Genomic DNA, 20959 nt, shown 5'->3' with positions numbered 1-20959 from the left:
TCTCGCACTCTATTGCCTTAGCTACAAGGCGTCTTCCCACTAATCGCTTAGGCGCAATATGAGAAGTCACTCTTTCCCACATTCGCCCTACGTAAGTAGGCACCCCGCGCTGCAGCCCAGCGACACCATAGACTTTCGCAAAACAACACAATATAAAAAAAGAGTGAATAATATCTATTTTTATTATTCACTCTTTAATCTGCAATTCACAAAAAAATAATTAATACGCCAAAAGATCCTAACGCGATAATCTTTATTCGCAATCTTACCGCTACAACAATCGGTCACCATCCTCTGTTTGGCGGTCGTACTCAAAAACCTAACAACACCCCCACCAACTATTATTAACTTGTTATATTTTCTAACCCTTCATCGCAACACTTTCTAGTCGCGCTCCAATCTTATGCCCTAAAACCGGCAGATAAGATCGAGAGAACGATCTTATCGCGCAGAGCCAAACCCATCTCTCCACCGGCCAATAACGGGCAACTAGACTGTCACAGTTTGTATAAATTTAAAGTGACACAAGCCACGTTCATCAGCACTCCAAAGTGGGACGACACACCACAAACGGCTCGGCAGTATTGTGTGGTCACGGCATTTTTTCGGACTAGCCTCCAGACTCAATATATACGGCGGCTCATTCGAGAAGACACAAAAATAACAAGCGACAAGTGAGCACTACCGTAAGGCAAGTTCTCAAAGCGCAAGGACGCCACGAGACTATTAATTAATAAAAACGATACCAATCGAGACAATCATGATCAAAAACTTTAAATTACTTCCTATAGCCGGCATTATGGCGCTCACATTGAGCGCCTGCGGTGGATCCAGCAACTCAGCCGACGACAACTCATCCAGTTCCGTCGTTACGTCCTCATCCTCAATCGCCTCTGTATCTTCTAGCTCAGTCGAAAGCTCAGTGCCATCGAGTTCGGTGGCATCCTCTTCCGCGTCGTCAGTTGATATTTCTAGCGCCTCAAGCGATTCAAGCTCATCCGAATCGTCCAGCGTTGAGAGCAGCTCCAGCTCTGCTATTAGCAGCGTGGCCAGCTCTTCTGTGGACAACACCGCCAGCTCTAGTTCATCGGTGTTTAGCAGCTCCTCAAGTAGCATCGCCTCATCCAGCAGCGTCGCCAGCTCATCCAGCGTTTCAAGCTCATCGAGCAGTCTTGCCTCATCGAGCAGCAGCTCCAGCTCATCGAGCAGCGCCGCAAACGGATGGACAATGGTTTGGAACGATGAGTTTGAAGGTACAACCATTGATAGCAGCAAATGGGAGCACGAAGTTAACTGCTGGGGCGGCGGTAATAATGAAGCCCAGTGTTATACCAGCGCCCCAGCTAACAGCTATGTCGAGGACGACCTGCTGCATATCTCCGCCATCTACGAAGGTGCGGGTAATGTTTGCGGCCCTAATACCAACCAAGAAGATCCAAACTACGCTACCGCCCCTAATGTATGTAAAGACTATTCATCCGCTCGTCTGCGCACACGTAATCAGGGCGATTGGACTTATGGCCGTATGGAAATTCGCGCCAAAATGCCACAAGGCGTAGGCATTTGGCCTGCAATCTGGATGCTACCATCAGACACCAGCACCTATGGCGGCTGGCCCCATAGTGGCGAGATTGATATTTTTGAAGCCTTCCAGCCCGGCGTTGCGGGCCCGGCACCTACAGGTACCGCCAATGAAATGCACGGCACACTGCACTACGGCTTCTCTTGGCCTTGGAACCAGTACAGCGGCGCCGCTTACGAGCCGCCAACTAATATTTGGGATGACTTTTATACCTATACCGTAGAGTGGGAGGAAGGCGAAATCCGCTGGTATGTTGATGATGTACTTTTTGCCCGCAACAGCGGCAATTGGTTTATCTACTATTGGGCAGGTCAAGAGGTTGGCTATCAAGTGGGCACCGGCGCCCAACCGTTTGATAACCCCTTCCATATGATCTTGAACTTGGCACTGGGCAACGGCGAATACATTGATTTGCCAAACTTTAACGACACCAGAACCATGCAAGTAGACTATGTGCGTGTGTATGAATGCTCACACGACCCCGTGACCGGCCAAGGCTGTGAAACACCTACGGCTGACGCAGGTGTTTCCGCTACCAATATTACTGGCCATGTGCCACCGGCGGATGTGCGAGATGAAGTGTGGTTATATCGTGGCTCGGATGACGGGATACAAACACTAGGATTCGATGTCAACGGTACCCCAGTCGATAACACTCTACAGCACGCCATTTGGAACGATAGCGGCGCACTTATCTCCACTCCCAACGCTGCACCAATTAACCCAGGATCGGGCGGCACAATAGTATGGGACCTGCAATTCTCGAATGCGGGCCCCGCCGTTGCGTGGCTGGTCTCAGACGATATGAGCAGTTATCCAGAGGTGCTGGACGGCTTTAACTTTGGTAGCGACCCGCTACACAATAACCCACGCAACCTTGGCGAGCTCAAGTTTGATATCTGGGTTGAAGCGGCCGATGTGGGCACTAAGCTAGTCGTTAAGCTAGGTTCAGGTTTCCCCGATATTAGCGTTGATGATATAGACCTCAGCGCAGATATGATCGGACAGTGGACGCCAGTATCCGTGCGTTTTTCCACCCTGCGTCAAGCAGAGGGCTCGTGGTCACAAATAGACTGGTCGTCCGTGATGCGCCCCATCGAGGTCGAAATACTGGATGGAGCAGCTCACATTCAACTAGACAATGTCCGCATCGCCTGCCTGGGCGATTGCAATATCAACCCAGTGCTAGCGCCAGTAGTTGTCACTGAAGATATGGATATTTTTGTCAATGCACTACCAGCCGAGTGGAGCAGCCCTGGATTTGGAGTGTGGCAAGACGGTGGCCAGGTAATCACCCTTGATGCGACTATTGTTGATCCCGACAAAGGCACTGTGATTGGCGTGGAGTTCACAGATACAGGACTCGGTACCTTCTATATCCAAGACTCAACAGCCAAGGATCTTAGCGCTTTTGCCTCAGGTAATTTAGTGTTTGACCTGAAAGTGGTCAGTAACAACGGCAATACTCAGGGCTTCCTCGCCAAAGCTGACTGCGGCTACCCTTGCGTGGGAACTGAAGTTCCCGTTCCGCTGCCAGCGGATAACGAATGGCACACTATTACTATCCCTATTGCCGACATTAATCAGGGTGGATTTGACATAGAAAATGTCGACACACCTTTCTCACTGTGGCCAGTATTTGGTGAACAAGACGTCACCTTCCAAGTGGGAAATATCCGCTGGGAGCTGGCAGACTAACACCTATTCTTAGCTTACAAAAAAGGCCGCCTGAGACAACTCTGGCGGCCTTTTTTATCGCCCAAGCTTCAAGTGCCAGGACTCATTAAAACAATAGGCCGCCCCTATCGCGCTATAAAACTTTCATATAACTGATAACACACCAAACACGTTCGAGCCACGCCGATACATCAAGGGCTTGCGCTGCACAACCAAAAGCTAAAGCGCCCCCTTCACCAAAAAATCAATTGTGCCATCAAGCTCAGTACTCTCTGCACTGACCAGATGTGCCATACAGAATATAAATGACAGCGGTGTCAAAATAGTCATACCAAAAACAACAAAATAGTATTACCAATTTATATTGAAAGGTAAGACCAAAAAATGATTTAATGCGACTTTTCTTCCCAAGGAGTAGGCACCATGGCGAATGCATTCTACGGTCAGTCAGGTGGCGTTACGGCGGTTATCAACGCGACGGCCGCCGGAATCATCGAGACCGCACGACAATACCCAGCGATTTTTGAAAAAGTTTATGCCGGCCGCGACGGTATTCTGGGCGCACTACAAGAGAATCTCGTCGACATTAGTGAAGAGTCAGACGAGACGCTAGAGCGGTTGCTGCACACCCCCGGTGGGGCGTTTGGTTCGTGTCGCCACAAGTTACAAAACCCCAATGTCCAGCACGATGAATACCAACGCCTGATCGAGGTATTTCGCGCTCACAACATTCGTTATTTTTTTTACAATGGTGGCGGCGACTCACAAGATACTACACGCAAGTTGGCGCAGGTGGCCGAGTTAGTCGGCTACGACTTAACTTGTATCGGCGTGCCTAAAACCATCGATAACGATTTGCCCATAACCGACAACAGCCCGGGATTTGGTTCGGTCGCCAAGTATGTCGCGGTATCAGCCTTAGAAGCATCGTTTGCCTTGGCCTCAATGCACAAAACATCAACCAAAGTATTTGTAATGGAAGTCATGGGGCGTCGCTCCGGCTGGATTGCCGCGGCGAGCGGTCTTGCCTGCGACGAGCGCGAGCTGGGGCCAGATATCATCTTAGTCCCCGAGATAACCTTCGACCAAGAAGCTTTTTTACAGCGTGTTCAATCAACCGTCGCCAAGAAAGGCTTTTGCATTGTCGTCACCGCAGAAGGAATTCGCCAAGCCTCGGGCGAGCTGCTGGCTTCGGCCGAAAACGAAGATCCATTCGGTCACACCCAATTCGGCGGTGTTGCACCGCTGTTGGTGGACTTTATTAAAGAACGTTTCAATTATAAATGTCACTGGAGTGTGTGTGATTACTTACAAAGAGCCGCTCGCCACTTGGCATCACAAACCGATATTGAGCAATCTTATGCGGTAGGTAAAGCTGCGGTGGAATACGCGGTAGCCGGACTGCAATCGGTGATGCCAGCCATCGTCCGAACCCAGTCGGTTCCTTACACATGGCACCTAAAACCCGTGCATATCTCAGAGGTCGCCAGCGGCGAAAAAAACATGCCGCGCCACTTTATGAGTAAAGACGGCTTTAGTGTAACGCAAGCGGGACTCGACTATTTCTCCCCACTTATTGCCGGCGAGGCCTACCCACCCTACTGCAACGGCTTGCCCGATTACCGCAAATGTCGCAACCGTTTAATAGCGCGAAAATTACCCGAATATTTTGGCCGCAGAAGCAGCGTAAAAGAGCCTGCCTAAAACACCCAGAAACCTAATTCACAACACTTAACCGCAAATCCAGCACAACATAGCAAGTTGCGGACTCATTAAAGGAACACAGACATGACTGATATTGCGCGCCTGCTAGGCAACGAAGCCGACTACTTACTTGGCCACAAGAGTAACACCATCCCCGCCAGCACTTTAATGACACCTAGCCCCGACTATGTGAGCAATATTTTTAGCGCAACTGACCGCCCACCTCAGGTGCTGCGCAACTTTCAAAGTATCTTAAATGCTGGGCGTTTAGGCGGCACCGGCTACGTCTCAATTTTACCTGTTGATCAAGGCATTGAACACTCGGCAGCAGCAAGCTTTGCCACTAATCCGGCGTACTTTGATCCAAAGAATATTATCGAATTAGCCATAGAGGGCGGCTGCAATGCCGTCGCCTCTACGCTGGGCGTATTGGGTTCGGTCTCTCGCCACTATGCCCACAGAATTCCTTTTGTGGTTAAGCTCAACCACAATGACGCACTGATTCACCCCACCAGTTACGATCAGAGAATGTTCGGCAGCGTACGCCAAGCTTACGACATGGGAGCCGCTGCAGTCGGTGCCACAGTTTATTTTGGCTCAGAAACATCCCGCCGCCAACTGGAAGAAATTTCTGCCGCGTTTGCCGAAGCGCACCAATTAGGCATGGTCACAATCCTTTGGTGCTACCTACGCAATAGCGCATTTAAAACCGATGCCGATGACCATCATTTATCGGCCGACTTATCGGGCCAGGCCAACTATCTCGGTGTCACCATCGAAGCGGACATCATCAAACAAAAAATGCCCGAAACCAACGGCGGGTTTAATGCAATCAATGTCGGTAAAACCCACCAACGCGTCTACAGCGAACTCACCAGCGATCACCCAATTGATTTAACCCGTTACCAAGTGGCCAACTGTTATATGGGCCGTATTGGCCTGATAAACTCAGGTGGCGCGTCTGGCGACAACGACCTAACCCAAGCGATACGCACCGCCGTTATCAACAAACGCGCCGGCGGCATGGGGCTAATCAGTGGTCGCAAAGCTTTTCAAAAGCCCTTCGCCGAAGGCGTACAGTTACTGCAAAGCATCCAAGATGTTTATCTCGACAACTCGGTAACTCTCGCTTAACCCACAGCGCGGTTATCAAGTCCTACCCCAGCGTCCACAAGGCGCGACCACAGCGGACGCCATCTTCCAACCCAAAAGGTGGCGGTCCGTTATTTCGCCTCCCTCTGCTCCAGATAGTGCCAGATCAACCTACCTCGACAGGCGGTAATACCAAAAAGAAATATGGTAAAGCCAAATATTGAAAACCCGTCAGTTGTGTGCAAACATACACTCAAAATTGGTAATACCATAAACATCTAATAATCTATAAAAAAATGGAGAACACGTATGCCAAAGTACCGACTACTCTCAGTGTTGATTGCCATGGCATCAGCCGGCCAGCTGCAAGCACAAGAAGCTGCCCTGCCGCAAAACAATAACGCCATGGAGGAGATCGTCGTTCAGGGGGTCCGTCAGGCCGAGCTTAATGCTCGTGAGCGCGAGCGTAACAAGGACGCATTTAGCTCTATTATTGCCACTGATGATGTCGGTAATTTTGCCGATCAAAACGTTGCAGAATCACTGCAACGACTGCCCGGCATTACCCTGCAAAAATCCGAAGGTGAAGGTAAATTTGTAACCGTACGCGGCCTTGGGCCTGGCTTTGTCACCGTCAGCATGAACGGTAATGAGCTGGCATCGGCCGGTGAAGACAGCCGCGCTTTTGCCCTAGACGCCCTACCCGCCGACATGCTCGGCTCGATAGAGGTGATTAAAGCCCTTACCCCTGATATGGATCTCAACTCTATCGGCGGTACTGTCAATGTTAATACCGTCTCGGCATTTGACCGTAAAGGCGACAGCGTCCAAATAAAAGCGCAAGGCAATTATCAATCGTATAAAGAAGAGTTCAATCCCAAGATCGCCATCAACGGCACCCATCTATTTGCCGACGACACTATCGGCGTGGGCTACTCTGCCTCGTATGAAGATCGCTCCAGTGTGGTTTATCAAGTACAGCACCACGCGGATTCACTACCACGCTATATAACTCCGGATGTTGCGAGCTTACCGACAGAGTACGATGGCGACCCAATGTTAATTCCATTTCGCTACGAAGCGCGCCAGGAAGACGCCGAGCGCACCCGCACCTCGGGCTCGCTGGATTTAGGTTGGCGCCCGAGCGAAAACTCGGAGTACTACGCCAAAGTCAGCTACACCAAGTACGATGATTTAGATATGGCCATGCGCGAGTACTACCGCTTTGGCCAAGCCGGCACCGGCGATATTGTTTACCTCGATAATGAATCGGGTTTATTTGGTCTAGTCGACACCGATCTTCAACAACAATTCTTTATTCAAGACGGCACCTCAGAAACCACGGCTTTCTCTATAGGTGGCGAAAATCATTTTGCCAACAACTGGACTCTCGATTACGACTACGCACACTCCATTGGCGAGTGGACGAAACCCGATGGTCGCCGCGTACAATTTCGTACCCGCGACCTACCCATGCTAGGGGTTGCAGGGCCTGGTTACATTCAGGGCCAAGTGGTATCACCCGATGTTTTAGAAGCCCTTAGCGGCTCAAACAGCCTACCGCAATCTGGTGGCTACGGCGGCTTAAATGGTTACCAAGAGGGACAACGCCGACAAACCAACTTACTGTACGACAACATTTTTATTGAAGACAGCTTCCGCGAAGATACTATCGATCAAGTCAGCGTGAATCTGCAAAAAGATTTCTCCGACAATAATTTTCTTAACTACATAAAAACCGGTTTTACGGTTAAGCAACGCGATCGTTATCGCAATAAAGATCGCTGGAGTGTGATTCCCGGTGATTACACTAACGGCTGTGACGGCGATGCCGAGTGCTTGCAATTAGCGGGTGCGCGTCTGGGCGACTTTGCCACATTTACCCCTGCCCACCCAGATATCCAGCAAGACTTTATTACCTACGATGAAGCCGAACGACTACTAGATATCACCACCCCAATTGCCAAATACACCGACCCGCTGCGCTCGGGCCAAGACAGCGTCAAAGACGATTACACCTTAACCGAAGACACAGCTGCCGCTTATGTGATGGCGGAGTTTCAGCTAAGTGAAAAGTCATCACTAATTGCTGGGGTGCGCTGGGAGAAAACCGATTTCACCTCAACCGGAAATTTATCGATCCGCAACGACCGCTTTGAAGTGGCCAACGAATCTACCGTGCTCGACATCGCTGTGCCTATGGTGGGAGCTAATAGCGCTTACGACGATTTCTTTCCGAGCTTGCACTATCGCTACGAGCCGCGCGAAGACATTTTAGTGCGCGCCTCGGTATGGACTAGCTTCACTCGGCCATCATTTAATGAAGCCCGAGCCTTTGCCGATTTCTCGGGCCGAGTCTCCATTTGTAATGATATCGAAGGCAGCGCCAACTACGGCGAATGTAGCGACAACCCCACCGATATCGGCGCCCAATCGTTAGACGATTTATCATCTGACTCGAAAGACTTTTACGTGAGCCCCGACAACGTAATTAATCTAGGAAATCCAACCTTAACCGCCATGAAGTCGGTTAACCTAGACACCTCTATTACGTGGTATGCCAGTGAAGACTTGTACTTTCAAGCAGCACTGTTCTACAAAGACATCTCCGATTTTATCGTCGAGGTCAGTGGCGTCTCGAGCTCCTTTGAAGATATGCCAGTGAAAATTCCAGTCGATCAGGTCAGCGAGTTTTACTTCCCACCCGGCCAAGTTTACAACGACGTCAACCTAACCACTAACGGCGAACAGGCCAAAGTTTACGGTATTGAGCTGTCTTATTCGCAGTATTTTGAGACAGGCTTTTTTGTACAAAGCAACATGACCTTGATTGATAGCAGTGCCAATGTCGGCGACACCATTCGCGCCGACGAAATCCAGCTACCCGATCAAGCCGACACCACTGTCAACTTAACCCTCGGCTGGGAGAGCGACTCAATCTCGCTGCGAGTCATCGGCAACTACCGCAGTAAGGTGCTAGAGCGTATCGGCTCTTGTTCACAGGCCGATATCGAGGCCGATGCCAATCTTGGGCTGCCACAAAACTGTGCCACTTGGGCTGATATCTACGACGACGACACCTTTGGTTTGGACTTTAAAGCGACTTATCAGCTTAACGATGATATTCAGTTTTATTTTGATGCTCTCAACCTAACCGAAGATAAAAGCTTTAAGTACTTTAAAGGCAATGAGTACTCACGCGGCAACATTATGTTCGAGTCCGAGGACTACGGCAGCTCTTTCCAGATCGGTGTTAACTACCGCTTTATGTAATGAAGTTTAAGTAACCGTCATGGCGACACAGGGCTGACGCCAACCAAATAATCTACAATAACGAAGGTATTTCACGATGAACACTAAGCTTATCAATACTAGGCTAACGCTGCTAAGCACTTTTATCATCGCTGCCAGCTTTTTAACCGGCTGCGGTAGCGAACCCGACTCCAGCGCACCCGATATTATTATTAATATCGACAAACCCGCAGGGGGTGAGGGTAACGGTGATGGCGGCGAGCAGCCTAAAATCACCAATACCCAGCTGCCCATTATTGAAACCTTTGGCGCCAGCGATACCGCTGGGTTCTTTAGCGCAGCCTACAAAACTCTTGCCAGTGATGCCGAGGAGGGTGAAGACAGCTTTTATTACTCCATGGCCGGTGTGTTTATGGAAGACGGTACGGTTGACCCCGACGGCGGCAATTGGATTACCGCCGACACCGACCAAAAACTGCGTTTAGGTGATGCACGCTTTACCATTGCTCAAACGGTTTCTGCCTTAGCGGGCGAGGTGAACGATCCACGTAAAAACTCCACGCCCGGTGATGGCATCGATGAAGGACTAAGCTGGGGGGAATTAGATTTAAGCCAAAATTATAAAATCTCTTTCTGTGTGGTGGCCGTACCCAATACCGCCAGTGCCAGTGACTTCCAAATTTACGTCGACAACAATACCACCAGTGAAGCCAGTTCGATTCACGGCGGCGGTAACGTCGGCTCGCGCATATTTAACCAACCGGTTAACACTTTAGTGGCAGGCCAACGCGTCGAGATTAATATTCCAGGCGACACCACTTTAGCCACCGGCGGCGCTTTAGTTGCCTCTAAGCCCGAGCTAGTCGGCACCGAAAACTCGTTTTTCTCAATGCGCGTATCAAGTGGCGGCTGGGCTGTTATTGATGATTTAGTCATCGAGTATCAAGACGATGCCAACAACACGCAACCCGATTGCAGTGTTAAAGACTCTAACTATAAACTGGTTAATCCTGCAACCGGCGGCGACGATAACAATGCCCCTGAGCCAGAAGCCGAAGGCACGCCATTTGGCGGTCTGCCGTTAACGATTAATCTGTCGCACGATTCCGATACTTTGTTCGGCGAGACCGAAGGCGCCGACTTCCTGTCTCTCTCAACCGATCGCGCGGATCCATTTTATAAAGTCACCAGTGGCAGTAGCCGTATCAACATTGCCGATAATGCGTTAAGTATGAACAATGCGCGTTTTACCGTCGGCGATAGCGGTGTACCCAGTGCCGATGGCGTACAACCTTCAGGTGATATAGATTTATCCGCACCTTATCGTATCACTATGACGATCTCCGACTTCACCAGTGCCGACCCGGCCAGCCCAGGTAAGTTCCAAGTCTATGTTGACAACAACACCTCAGGCTCAAGCAACTCGATTCATGGAGGAGACTCTAAACTTATCGAATTAACCCCAGATGATATTGGCGCGACGCCTTACGAGCTGATCATCGAACCTGATTTCTTAGGTAGTGCCAACTCGTTTTTACAACTGCGGGCCGATAGCCGCGTCGGCAATATTACCCTTAAAGATATTAAGCTTGAATACACCGGTGACGCGCCAGGAGCAGACGCCGAATGGACAGTCAACAGCTTAAACTTAATAGGTGAATCGGATATTCCTGTGTCAGGTGAGCTGAGCGAAAACACAGCGTTCTCGATCACTCTAACCGCCACCGGCGGTAATATGTCATCGTCCAAGCAAAATTTATTTTTTGCCAGCCAAAAAATCGAGCTGAGTGATTTTATGTTTACCGCTCAAATCAGCTCGGTAAGCGGTGCTGATATCGCCGCGGGTAACGCTTATCGCTTTGGGATTATGGCAATGGAGAACATGGACGCAGTCGCCGACTTTGCCAATCTACCTGGTTGGGCTGATGCGGGTTTTTATGTCGATGGTGATCCGGCAACACTGATCGGTTCGCGCGCGCAAATGAAACCTAGCGGCAGCCGCTCACGCTCGGACATACCCGAGTTAGAAGTGGGCGATTATGTGCGCATTGAGATTTACGATGACGGCGCCGACAAGCGCGTTAAACGCTACTACTCAAAAGACGGGGTCGATTTTATTCAGGCAAACAGCACCAGCGATTTTGCCGCAACACCCGACAGCGACACCTGGTATGTAGGCCTTTACGCAGCTCCCGGCGAAAACAACATCACCGTTGAGTTCGACAACATCAGCATTGACCCACTGGCGCCTTAAAACCGATCGCGGCGGTGTTAGTACCGCCGCAAACTCACTTAAGTAGAACCACACATGATGCATCGAACTCACGCAGAGAGACACCTCATGAAAGCAGTCACTTTTACTAGCATACTGGCCTTAACCGCCACCCTCAGCGCCTGCGGTAGTTCAGGTGGCCCTACAGGCGGCAACCCGACTTACCCAGAAAGCTCATCATCCAGTAACACGCCCAGCTCAAGCACGGCAAGTGAAAGCTCATCCAGCAGTTCTGTCGCCAGCCACTGCGATACCATGAACACCGTGGTCGGCTTTGCCAGCCTAGGCGCTGGCACCACCGGTGGTGCTGGCGGCAATACCATTACAGCGACCTCCGGTACAGAATTGGCGGCAGCACTATCGGCTAAAGGCAGCAGCCCACTGACCATTTTTGTTGATGGAATTATTAACGCCGATAACTCCAGTGTGGAAAGGTTTGACGTTAAAGAAATGTCTGACCTGTCTATTATCGGGGTTGGCAGCAGCGCTATGCTCGACGGCATTGGCATTAAAGTGTACAAATCAGACAACATCATTATTCGCAATCTGACTATTCGGCGGGTAGACACCGGCGAGAAGGATGGCATTAGTTTAGAAGGGCCCGCCAACAACATCTGGATTGATCACAATGAAATTTACAATGATTTAAACAGCGACAAAGATTATTACGACGAGCTAGTCAGCGGTAAACGAGACATAGACAATGTCACCATATCTTACAACTACCTACACGACAGCTGGAAAACCTCTCTGTGGGGGAGCAGCGATGAAGACAACAGCCACCGCCGCATTACCTTCTACGCCAACTTTTGGGAAAACGCCAGCTCACGGATGCCGCTATTCCGTTTTGGTGAAGCGCATATCCTGAACAACTATTACAAAGATGTTTCGTCGACCGCAGTTAACTCCCGCATGGGCGCAACCATTCGCGTTGAAGGCACTGTGTTTGAAAACGTCCAAAACCCGGTTGTTAGCTTTTACTCGGCCGAAGTGGGTTACTGGGATCTGGCTGATAATGTTTACGACAACATCAGCTGGAGCAACCCTGCCGATGGCGATTTGATTGCCGGCCCAGGCGCTGATCTCAGCGCAACAATTAGCTATACCCCTAGCTACTCATACACAGCGCTGGCCGGCTCAGAGACCAAAAGCCACGTCACCGCCTATGCCGGCAGCGGTAAAATTAATGAGTGTTTACCTACCCCATGACCTCCTCGAGGCATCAGCTAAATATTAGCTGCTTCTCTTTTCGGGCCCGCAAGGGCTCGCTTTTTAGCCAAACAACAGCTAGCTGTAAGAGTTACAAAAGCAACACCAAAAACTACATAGCTTTTGCTCTTATCGTGCTCATTGCCTGAACAAAAAAAAGCATAAATTATTGTTTTTAATAAATATTTTATTATTGGCATGGTTCACGCTTTAAACCCGACAACAGTAAACAGAAACCGCAATAGAGAGCACAGTATGCACATCAAACAACACCCAATAAGCAGCCGCCGCTCTAGCCGCAACTGTTTCGCCAAACCCTCGTTGGGCCGTCAACCGGCCCCTTTTTATTCCCCCCGATGAGAGCCGCGTCCGTGGCTTACATCAACCCTCCCCCATTAGGCCGCATTGCGGCCTTTTTTTGGGCTAATAATTACCACTGTGAAAACGCCGCAGCGGTCTATGAGTAAACCGGATGATACGTACGATAAGGGGCAGGAATAATCTAAGATGCCGCGGTAACGGCTTGAATCGGTCATGTATATTTATATCAACTCTAATAATATCGACCTACCCCAACGGATAAACTACTCGCGATAAAGCTTGAACATGGTGCGGCTATTAACAGTGATTAAAGTTGCCTCTAACAAAGTTCCGCCAAGCGATCCGACATAAATATTATTAGCCAACCAAAAACACGCGCTTATTAAAAACAATAAACGCATACGAATTCCCTGTAAAAAAAACAGCGCGTAAGTACCCATGCAAGAGCCCATCACCGGCAACATGTCTTGCCAGCTGCTAGAGACGTACAAGCCCAAAGAAAAACTAAGTGCAATAAATAACCAGGCGACTACGCCTGATTTGGTGCGCAGTGACACTCCGGTACGGACAACCGAAAACACAGAGCTAAGTAATGCCGTGCCCGCCCCAAGCAGGGCAAAATGAATGCAGTTGTTAATCTGCATCGCCAACAAGACAATTTTTAAACGCCGATCATCGCGCTGATAAAAGCAATAAACACCCAAGCAATAGCTAAGTAGTCCAACAACTTGAGCCAGGGGATTATCAAACATGGAGTACCGACAAGTAAGGTAAGGAGCGCGTTAGAGCGCTCATTTTACCACAGTATCGAGAGAACTTAGAGCTGTTAACTTACGCCGCTTTAATCCAGCGCTCGCCTTGTTTGGTGACACGGAATTTAGCCCATTGGTGGAACTCATCAACCCGGCACCTGCCCGTTTGCTCTTTATTAAGCCCCGCCACCACCCGATACGCTAACTGCGAGCACGGATTGTTTAACTGATCTTCCGCCACATCAAACACCTGCCTTACACACCACCGATCACCCACTTGGCCATTACTGTAGTAGTGATTGGGAAGCAGTTTTAAAGCTTCTTGATCGGCCGCACGCGCATGTTCCCACGCGCGATCAAATAACTGGGCCAGCTCTTCAGAGCTAACATCAATGTAAGTATCTAGCGCGTGCATCGCCGCGGCAAAATCCTCGTGCGATAACGCCAAATGAGGGCGACCCGGCTCACTCTTACGCGGCACCATTAGCCCCACTGGGTAACGCCGCCAATAAAATGCATTATTAAACAAGAAACCGACGGCCAAAATAGCAATTAAATTTACCGCTACAGGTGTTAGTAAATAACCGTAACCCAAACTGTGCACTGCCGGCCCACCAATCACTGCGGCCAAAGCAGTAGCCCCGCCGGGGGGGTGAATACAGCGCAAATAAGCCATTGCTATCACCGCCACGCCTACTGCCATAGCTGCTGACAGCAGCGAGTTGCCAAACAATAAATAACAACTAACACCCACAAAACCAGATACACAGTGGCCTGCAATAATCGGCCAAGGTTGTGACAGGGTACCGTGCGGAACTGCAAATAACAGCACCGCCGACGCGCCCATAGACGCCACCATTAATCCCGCTGCCATGCCATCTAAAGCCCAGTGAGACAAACCATAAACAGCTGCGATGCCCAACCCGCCACCTACGGCCGAAATTAATTTTTCATGATGACTGGTCGTGTTAGGCTCGAACCCCAGTAACCCCCACCAAGCTTGTAACCTGCTTTTCAACGCTTACCCCCTCGTTTGGCTGTGCTTTTTAGCTCATACTTGCGCCACTCTTATAATCAAGCGCTGGCACTGACTGGCCGCTATCCATTGGCGGCAACAAAAAAAGGGGCAATCATAGTGATCACAAACAACTGGGGCAAGATTTATCCAACGCGCATCACAAAAAGCCGTTTCGCCGCTCATATTAATGAACCTGCCAAGGGCTTTTGGCTCCAAGCTTAAATCACTCGCTACAAATAGTACTTTTAGGAACCACCGTCTTATGTCAATTGCTCTTGCTCCACGGTTAGCACCAAAATCGTCACTTTTAATTCTTAGCTTCAGTCTAATTCTTACCATGCTAGGAGTGCTCAACAGCCATGCCAGTGACAAACAAAGCTACCTTATTAACTACCGCGTAGATCTCAGTCAAAGCGACACCCACGCTTTCGTACGCATTGAGCTGGGAGATGACAGTGGCCTTAGTGAAATTGACTTTAACCTCGACGAGCATCTACACCACAACATCAAAGCCAATGGCGAGTTAACACTAAAAAATGGCCGAGCCCTCTGGCAACCGCCCACTGACAATCCGTGGTTTAGCCTTGAGGTCAGCCTCAACCACAAACGCCGCAACGGGGGTTACGATTCATTGCGCGCGACCGATTTTGCAATTTTTCGCGGTGATGATTTAATTCCGCCGGCCATAGTCCGTGGCCGCAAAGGCATTGAGAGTCAGGCCACTTTGCACTTTACCCTGCCGAGCGACTGGCCCAGCGTAAACAGCGGCTGGGAGAAGACCGCTGAGGGCAATTTTATTATCGACAACCTCGAGCGCCGCTTTGATCGCCCCACTGGTTGGTTTATTGCCGGCAAACTGGGCCCCCGCCGCGAGCGCTTACCTACAACACATATCGCCATTAGTGGCCCGGCCGGTGAAGATATCCGGCGCATGGATTTAATGAGTTTTGTAATGCTCAACTGGCCAACACTGAGCCAAATTGTAGGTAAAACACCGCCCAAAATCATTCTAGTAATGGCCGGTGACCCCATGTGGCGCGGCGGTTTGTCAGGGCCAAACTCGCTGTTTGTTCACACCGCCCGGCCTATGGTCAGCGAGAACGGCACCAGTACTTTATTGCATGAGTTAATACACACACTCACGCGTATCAGAGGCGCCAAAGGCGATGATTGGATTGCCGAAGGTTTGGCTGAATATTACTCTTATACCGTTTTACACCGTGCCGGTGGTCTCACAGACGACCGTCTAGCGCGTGTTGAAAACTGGCTGAGTAACTGGAGTAAAGACATCAAAACTCTGCGTGGCGGCGCCTCTAGCGGCGAGCGTACCGCCCGCGCCGCACTGCTGTTTGGCGAGCTCGACGCCGAGATACGCTCACGCACCAACGGTGAAAAAAGTTTAGACAACGCCACCCGCGCCATGATGCAACTGGGCAAAGTCAGCTTGGAGCAACTGCGCGACATTGCTCAAGAGTTAACCGGCAAGCCGTCTGAGGTGTTAGCCAGCGCCCTGCTTGATGGCTAAGCCTATGGTATGCGGGCCTTGCTTGCTTGACTGCCATACCCATCCGTGTGGCGGCCAAGGCCTAAGCGCTAATTCAGAGCCCGCACACACTGCCCAAAACGCCTTGTTTCTGTTAAGTTATTGCCTCACTTATTTTGGGAGCGCCACTATGAAAGTCAACAGTATCCTCGATACCATCGGCAACACCCCCCACGTCAGAATCAACAACCTGTTTCGCGACGACATCGAAGTGTGGATGAAGGTCGAACGTTTTAATCCTGGCAGTAGTATTAAGGATCGTATTGCGCTGGCGATGATCAACGAAGCCGAACAAAAAGGCTTACTGAAGCCCGGCACTGTCATTATCGAGCCCACCAGCGGCAACACCGGTATTGGCCTTGCTATGGTGGCCGCAGCCCGTGGCTACCGCCTGATCTTAGCCATGCCCGAATCCATGTCTATCGAACGCCGCAAAGTGATGAAGGCGCTGGGCGCCGAGCTAGTACTCACCCCCAAAGAGTTAGGGATGGGCGGGGCTATCTCTAAGGCCAACGAGCTGCACGACGATTACCCCAACAGCTGGGTACCACAACAGTTCAACAACCCAATCAACGTCGAAGCGCACCGCAACACGACGGCCAAAGAGATTGTGGCCGATTTCCCCGAAGGTCTTGATTACTTAATCACCGGCGTCGGCACTGGCGGCCATATTACCGCCTGCTCAGAAGAGCTTAAGGCGGCCTTTCCCAAGCTGCAAACCTTTGCCGTCGAGCCCGAAAACTCGCAAGTTATTGCCGGCAAAGACAAAGGTCCACACCGTTTACAAGGCATTGGCGCAGGCTTTATACCCGAGATTCTCAACACCAACAGCCTCGATGGCACGATTGCTGTCAGCGAAGCCGATAGCTTTGAAATGGCCCGTGAATGCGCCCGCAAAGAAGCCATTTTTGTCGGCATCTCATCGGGCGCGAGCTTGGCCGCCATCAAACAACGTGAAGCTGAATTTGCCCCAGGCAGCCGGATACTGACCTTCAGCTACGATACCGGTGAACGTTACCTATCGGTTGACGACTTGTTTAGCGCCTAAGCACGACATAAAACTTAGTTAAGAATCGTCATGGCCGACCGCTTGCGGTCGGCTTTTGCGTAGAATAAGGCCATTAACTGACACACATTCATAATAAGTCACAGCACTAGATCTGAGATTGCCACCAAGAGGCCACACCATGATTACCCACGAGCCAAATCCACGCTACGTTGCAGACACCAATCGCTACCAATCTATGGCTTACCCGCGTTGCGGTAACAGCGGTTTACGGTTACCGCAATTATCCCTAGGGCTTTGGCAGAACTTTGGCGCGGTCGACTCGTTATCAAACGCCCGCGATATGATTCACCGCGCATTTGATTTAGGCATTAACCACTTCGATTTAGCCAACAACTACGGCCCCAACTTCGGCTCCGCTGAATCTACCTTTGGCCAGGTGATGGCCGAGGGCTTATCGCACTACCGCGACGAGCTAATCATCTCCAGCAAAGCCGGCTACGACATGTGGCCCGGGCCTTACGGTATTGGCGGCTCACGTAAATACTTAGTGGCCAGCTGCGACCAAAGTTTAAAACGCTGTGGTGTCGATTACTTTGATATTTTTTACTCGCACTGCTTTGATCCAGAAACCCCATTAGAAGAAACCATGCAGGCGCTCGATTATATCGTTCGCTCAGGCCGCGCCTTGTACGTGGGTGTCTCTAACTACGATCCGGCACAAACCCGTGAGGCCGCTGCCATTTTAAAAAGTCTAGGCACCCCGCTGTTGATTCATCAGCCACGTTACAACATGCTCGACCGTTGGATCGAAGATGGCCTAACCGATGTGTTAGATGACGAGGGCGCAGGTGCCATTGTGTTTTCACCGCTGTCGCAAGGCCGGCTCACCAACAAATACCTAGGCGGAATCCCTAAAGATTCGCGTGCCGCACGTGGCGAGCAAATTTACCTCAGCGAAAATGATCTTGACGAGGCGACACTAACTAAAATCAATGCATTGAACCAAATTGCCGAGGCGCGTGGTCAATCGCTTGCGCAAATGGCATTGGCTTGGGTGCTAAATAACAAGACGGTAACTAGCGCCATTATTGGTGCTAGCCGAGTGGCACAAATTGAAGATTCGGTGGCAGCCCTTAACAACTTAAACTTTAGCGATGCCGAGCTCGCAAGTATCAATAAAATTCTCGCTTAATATTAAACCAGCAACAATAAAAAAGGCGCTGAGATTTCAGCGCCTTTTTTTTATTAGCGTTACCTTACCGAGTTAATACAAATACACCGCACCACTGCCATCAGCATTATCAGCTGCCACCACAGTATCGACTCCAACCGCTGAGCCGTCTTCCTCTGGCGCACCTACTGCAATAATTTTACCGTCGCCGCTAATACTCACCGCGGCACCAAAGCGGTCACCAGCATCCGTATTTTTCGCCTTTATATACACCTCGTCTTGCCACGCACCATCGACGTAGTTATACAGGTAGGCTGCGCCGGCCAATTGCGCGCTATTGATACTGTCGTTAGCAAAAAAACCATTGCCGTCGCCATCTTCGGCCGGGTCGCCAATCAACACTCGTGTGCCATCACTATTCATAGCCAATGCGCTGCCGTACCGCGACCAACCGTCATCCTCGGTGTTGCTCGCGCCTTGTTGCTCAAGCTGGGCAAAAGTGTGAGCTAAGCTCCATTGATCAGAGTTACGTTGATACATATACACTTCTGGCCTCTCCAGCTCTGCCGTCTCAACCACGGTGCTGTCGTAGTTCACGCCCACCAATAATTTTTGGCCATTGCTACTGAGCAATACCCGATGACCAAAATGCTGGCCCACAAAAACCTCAGGGGCATTCAGCTCGGCGTCGAGCTGCCACACCTCGCCTTCATCCTCATCGTCGGCATCGACACCATAGTGATACAGCTCGGTAACACCAACGTTTGCTTCTTCGTCCTCCAGACCCGCTGCGTTACGTACACCCAGTGCCAAGTAATCACCGCTGTTATCTAAGCTCACCGCGCTGGCAGTATCAAAACGCTGTTCTAGTTCCCACACGCGCTCGTCATCTTCATCCAAGGTTAAACGGTACAGCAGTGCTTGGCCGTCTTCGTCGATTAACTCTTGTGCCACTACGGCTAGCGTATCGCCATCACCACTTAACGCGATATCGGCGCCAAAGCCCAGCAGACGGGTGTCATCTTCGCCTTGATCATCGCCGCTAAGCGCTTGCATCTGAGTCCAGCTGTCATCACTAAACTCGTAGATATACACCGCACCGACACGTGTATTATTGGTATCACTAAATGAGGCCGACACCAAAGGCGCGCTAATGGCCAGCATATTGCCGTCACGGCTCAAGCTCAACCGCTCACCAAAACGCGAGTCGGCACGAATATCGTCTAACTCAATCGCGGCCTCAAATTGCCAACTCGTATCGCCCAATCGGTAAACATACACCACCCCGCTGCAAAGACCGTCATTGTCGGCGCTGCAATTTTCCGGCGCGCTCGCCACTAGGGTTTTGCCATCACTACTAAAGGCCAGGGCATAACCTAAACGCAAACTGTTGTCGCCATTAGGGCGTTTGACGTAACCAATGGCTTGGTTAATCGCACTGTCGGTTACTAGCAGCTCGGAATCGGTGCAACTCTCATCGTTACAGGCCTCGAGTTTATATTCCGCATTAAGGTTATCGTACAGGGTCTCGACGCTTTGATAGCTCAGCTCATCACCGGCAAACTCGGGGCCAATCTGAGTAAAGCCCGACTGCCCATCAATATTTTTATACAGCTTGTAGCGCAGCGCGTAAGTCACCTCATCCCACTTAAAACCAATACTGCGGGCGATGGAGGTGTTGCTAAACTGTAAATTGCCCAGTTCTTCTACTGGACCTGTTTCAAACGTCGCTTCTATATGGCATGGCGCTTCAATTTCGGCACTTTTATAGTTGTTCTCGCCAGTGATGGCGCCGTCGCAGCCCGACATGCTCAGCAAACGATAACCTAACTCTGGCTGAGCAGTGACGTGCAATACAGCGCCACGCGGTACATCCGATTCAAGCGGCGTAACGGTGCCGCCCTCGCCACTACTAGCGGTGACTTTTATGGTTTCCAATCCCTCGGTGTTATTGTCACCACCACAACCTGTGGCCACGGCAATACTTAAACATAACAGCGTCCAGCCCATAGGCCTTGTTAACACGCGATACGTCATACCAGCTCCCTTATATATTTGTAAAAAGTCACGTTGCGCCATTACACGGCGGCAATGGTCGCAGAGTATAACGAAGTTACCCAAAACTCGCAGGTGCTGGTAAACATTTACACATAATTTAACAAATAGCGCATAGGCAATAATCAGCCTGGCTTTAACCATGCTCAGCGTATCGTGGTTCGACGGTGATTATTTGATCTAAAGTGGTCAACACGAGGGTTAACAAGGTACAGCTAACATTTGTTGGGCATTGCCAAATTGTTGCTTACCAGGGAGTTTAAAGCCGTTAGCTCTAGAGCATACAACAAAGCCTCTTATAC

13 protein-coding genes are annotated in these 20959 nt (G+C 50.4%); 9 read left to right on the top strand and 4 right to left on the bottom strand.

What is annotated here, in order from left to right:
- Nucleotides 1-726: 726 nt before the first annotated feature.
- A complete protein-coding gene (locus GILYN3_RS16590; RefSeq protein WP_157484830.1) occupies nt 727-1263 on the bottom strand; it encodes a hypothetical protein in 537 nt (178 codons plus the stop codon).
- Between GILYN3_RS16590 and GILYN3_RS01960 the strand changes: the two genes are divergently transcribed.
- The 6 genes from GILYN3_RS01960 to GILYN3_RS01935 all read left to right on the top strand — a co-directional run bounded on the left by GILYN3_RS01960 (nt 1229) and on the right by GILYN3_RS01935 (nt 12788).
- Nucleotides 1229-3280, top strand: a complete 2052-nt coding sequence (locus GILYN3_RS01960) for a glycoside hydrolase family 16 protein (protein WP_049721291.1) — start codon at nt 1229-1231, stop codon at nt 3278-3280. The genes GILYN3_RS16590 and GILYN3_RS01960 overlap by 35 nt on opposite strands.
- A 402-nt stretch (nt 3281-3682) precedes the next feature.
- Entirely contained in the window at nt 3683-4963 is a 1281-nt protein-coding gene (locus GILYN3_RS01955) for a 6-phosphofructokinase (protein WP_049721290.1), read from the top strand.
- A gap of 84 nt (nt 4964-5047) precedes the next feature.
- The gene (locus tag GILYN3_RS01950) at nt 5048-6097 is read left to right on the top strand and encodes a class I fructose-bisphosphate aldolase (RefSeq protein WP_049721289.1); all 1050 of its coding nucleotides are present in this window, start codon (nt 5048-5050) and stop codon (nt 6095-6097) included.
- 267 nt (nt 6098-6364) lie between these two features.
- Nucleotides 6365-9328: a TonB-dependent receptor gene (locus tag GILYN3_RS01945; protein WP_049721288.1), complete on the top strand. Its 2964-nt coding sequence runs from the start codon at nt 6365-6367 to the stop codon at nt 9326-9328.
- Between the two features lie 76 nt (nt 9329-9404).
- Entirely contained in the window at nt 9405-11561 is a 2157-nt protein-coding gene (locus GILYN3_RS01940; RefSeq protein WP_049721287.1) for a DUF1349 domain-containing protein, read from the top strand.
- An 87-nt stretch (nt 11562-11648) separates the two neighbouring features.
- Complete coding sequence (locus GILYN3_RS01935) at nt 11649-12788, top strand: pectate lyase family protein (protein ID WP_049721286.1); 1140 nt, start codon at nt 11649-11651, stop codon at nt 12786-12788.
- A 584-nt stretch (nt 12789-13372) separates the two neighbouring features.
- On the opposite strand, the gene GILYN3_RS01925 is transcribed toward GILYN3_RS01935, so the two are convergent.
- Together GILYN3_RS01925 and GILYN3_RS01920 are read right to left on the bottom strand one after the other, a co-directional pair.
- A complete protein-coding gene (locus GILYN3_RS01925; RefSeq protein WP_049721284.1) occupies nt 13373-13861 on the bottom strand; it encodes a YgjV family protein in 489 nt (162 codons plus the stop codon).
- A gap of 79 nt (nt 13862-13940) precedes the next feature.
- Nucleotides 13941-14879, bottom strand: coding sequence for an HPP family protein (locus GILYN3_RS01920; protein WP_084005026.1), 939 nt, complete (start codon nt 14877-14879; stop codon nt 13941-13943).
- Between the two features lie 262 nt (nt 14880-15141).
- Here GILYN3_RS01920 and GILYN3_RS01910 point away from each other — a divergent pair, with 262 nt between their 5' ends.
- The 3 genes from GILYN3_RS01910 (at nt 15142) to GILYN3_RS01900 (ending at nt 18623) form a co-directional block, all read left to right on the top strand.
- Entirely contained in the window at nt 15142-16404 is a 1263-nt protein-coding gene (locus GILYN3_RS01910; protein ID WP_157484829.1) for a hypothetical protein, read from the top strand.
- A gap of 148 nt (nt 16405-16552) precedes the next feature.
- Nucleotides 16553-17470 (top strand): cysteine synthase A, encoded by a 918-nt coding sequence (gene cysK, locus GILYN3_RS01905; RefSeq protein ID WP_049722517.1) that lies wholly within the window; start codon nt 16553-16555, stop codon nt 17468-17470.
- A 139-nt stretch (nt 17471-17609) separates the two neighbouring features.
- Nucleotides 17610-18623, top strand: a complete 1014-nt coding sequence (locus GILYN3_RS01900; protein ID WP_049721282.1) for an aldo/keto reductase — start codon at nt 17610-17612, stop codon at nt 18621-18623.
- Nucleotides 18624-18695: 72 nt separating this feature from the next.
- On the opposite strand, the gene GILYN3_RS01895 is transcribed toward GILYN3_RS01900, so the two are convergent.
- Nucleotides 18696-20639, bottom strand: a complete 1944-nt coding sequence (locus GILYN3_RS01895) for an InlB B-repeat-containing protein (protein ID WP_198147260.1) — start codon at nt 20637-20639, stop codon at nt 18696-18698.
- Nucleotides 20640-20959 lie beyond the last annotated feature (320 nt).

This window comes from Gilvimarinus polysaccharolyticus, assembly GCF_001187555.1.
GTDB classification, from domain to species: domain Bacteria; phylum Pseudomonadota; class Gammaproteobacteria; order Pseudomonadales; family Cellvibrionaceae; genus Gilvimarinus; species Gilvimarinus polysaccharolyticus.
The sequence above is the reverse complement of the archived record's forward strand: the minus strand, read 5'-3'. Positions and strand labels throughout refer to the sequence as shown.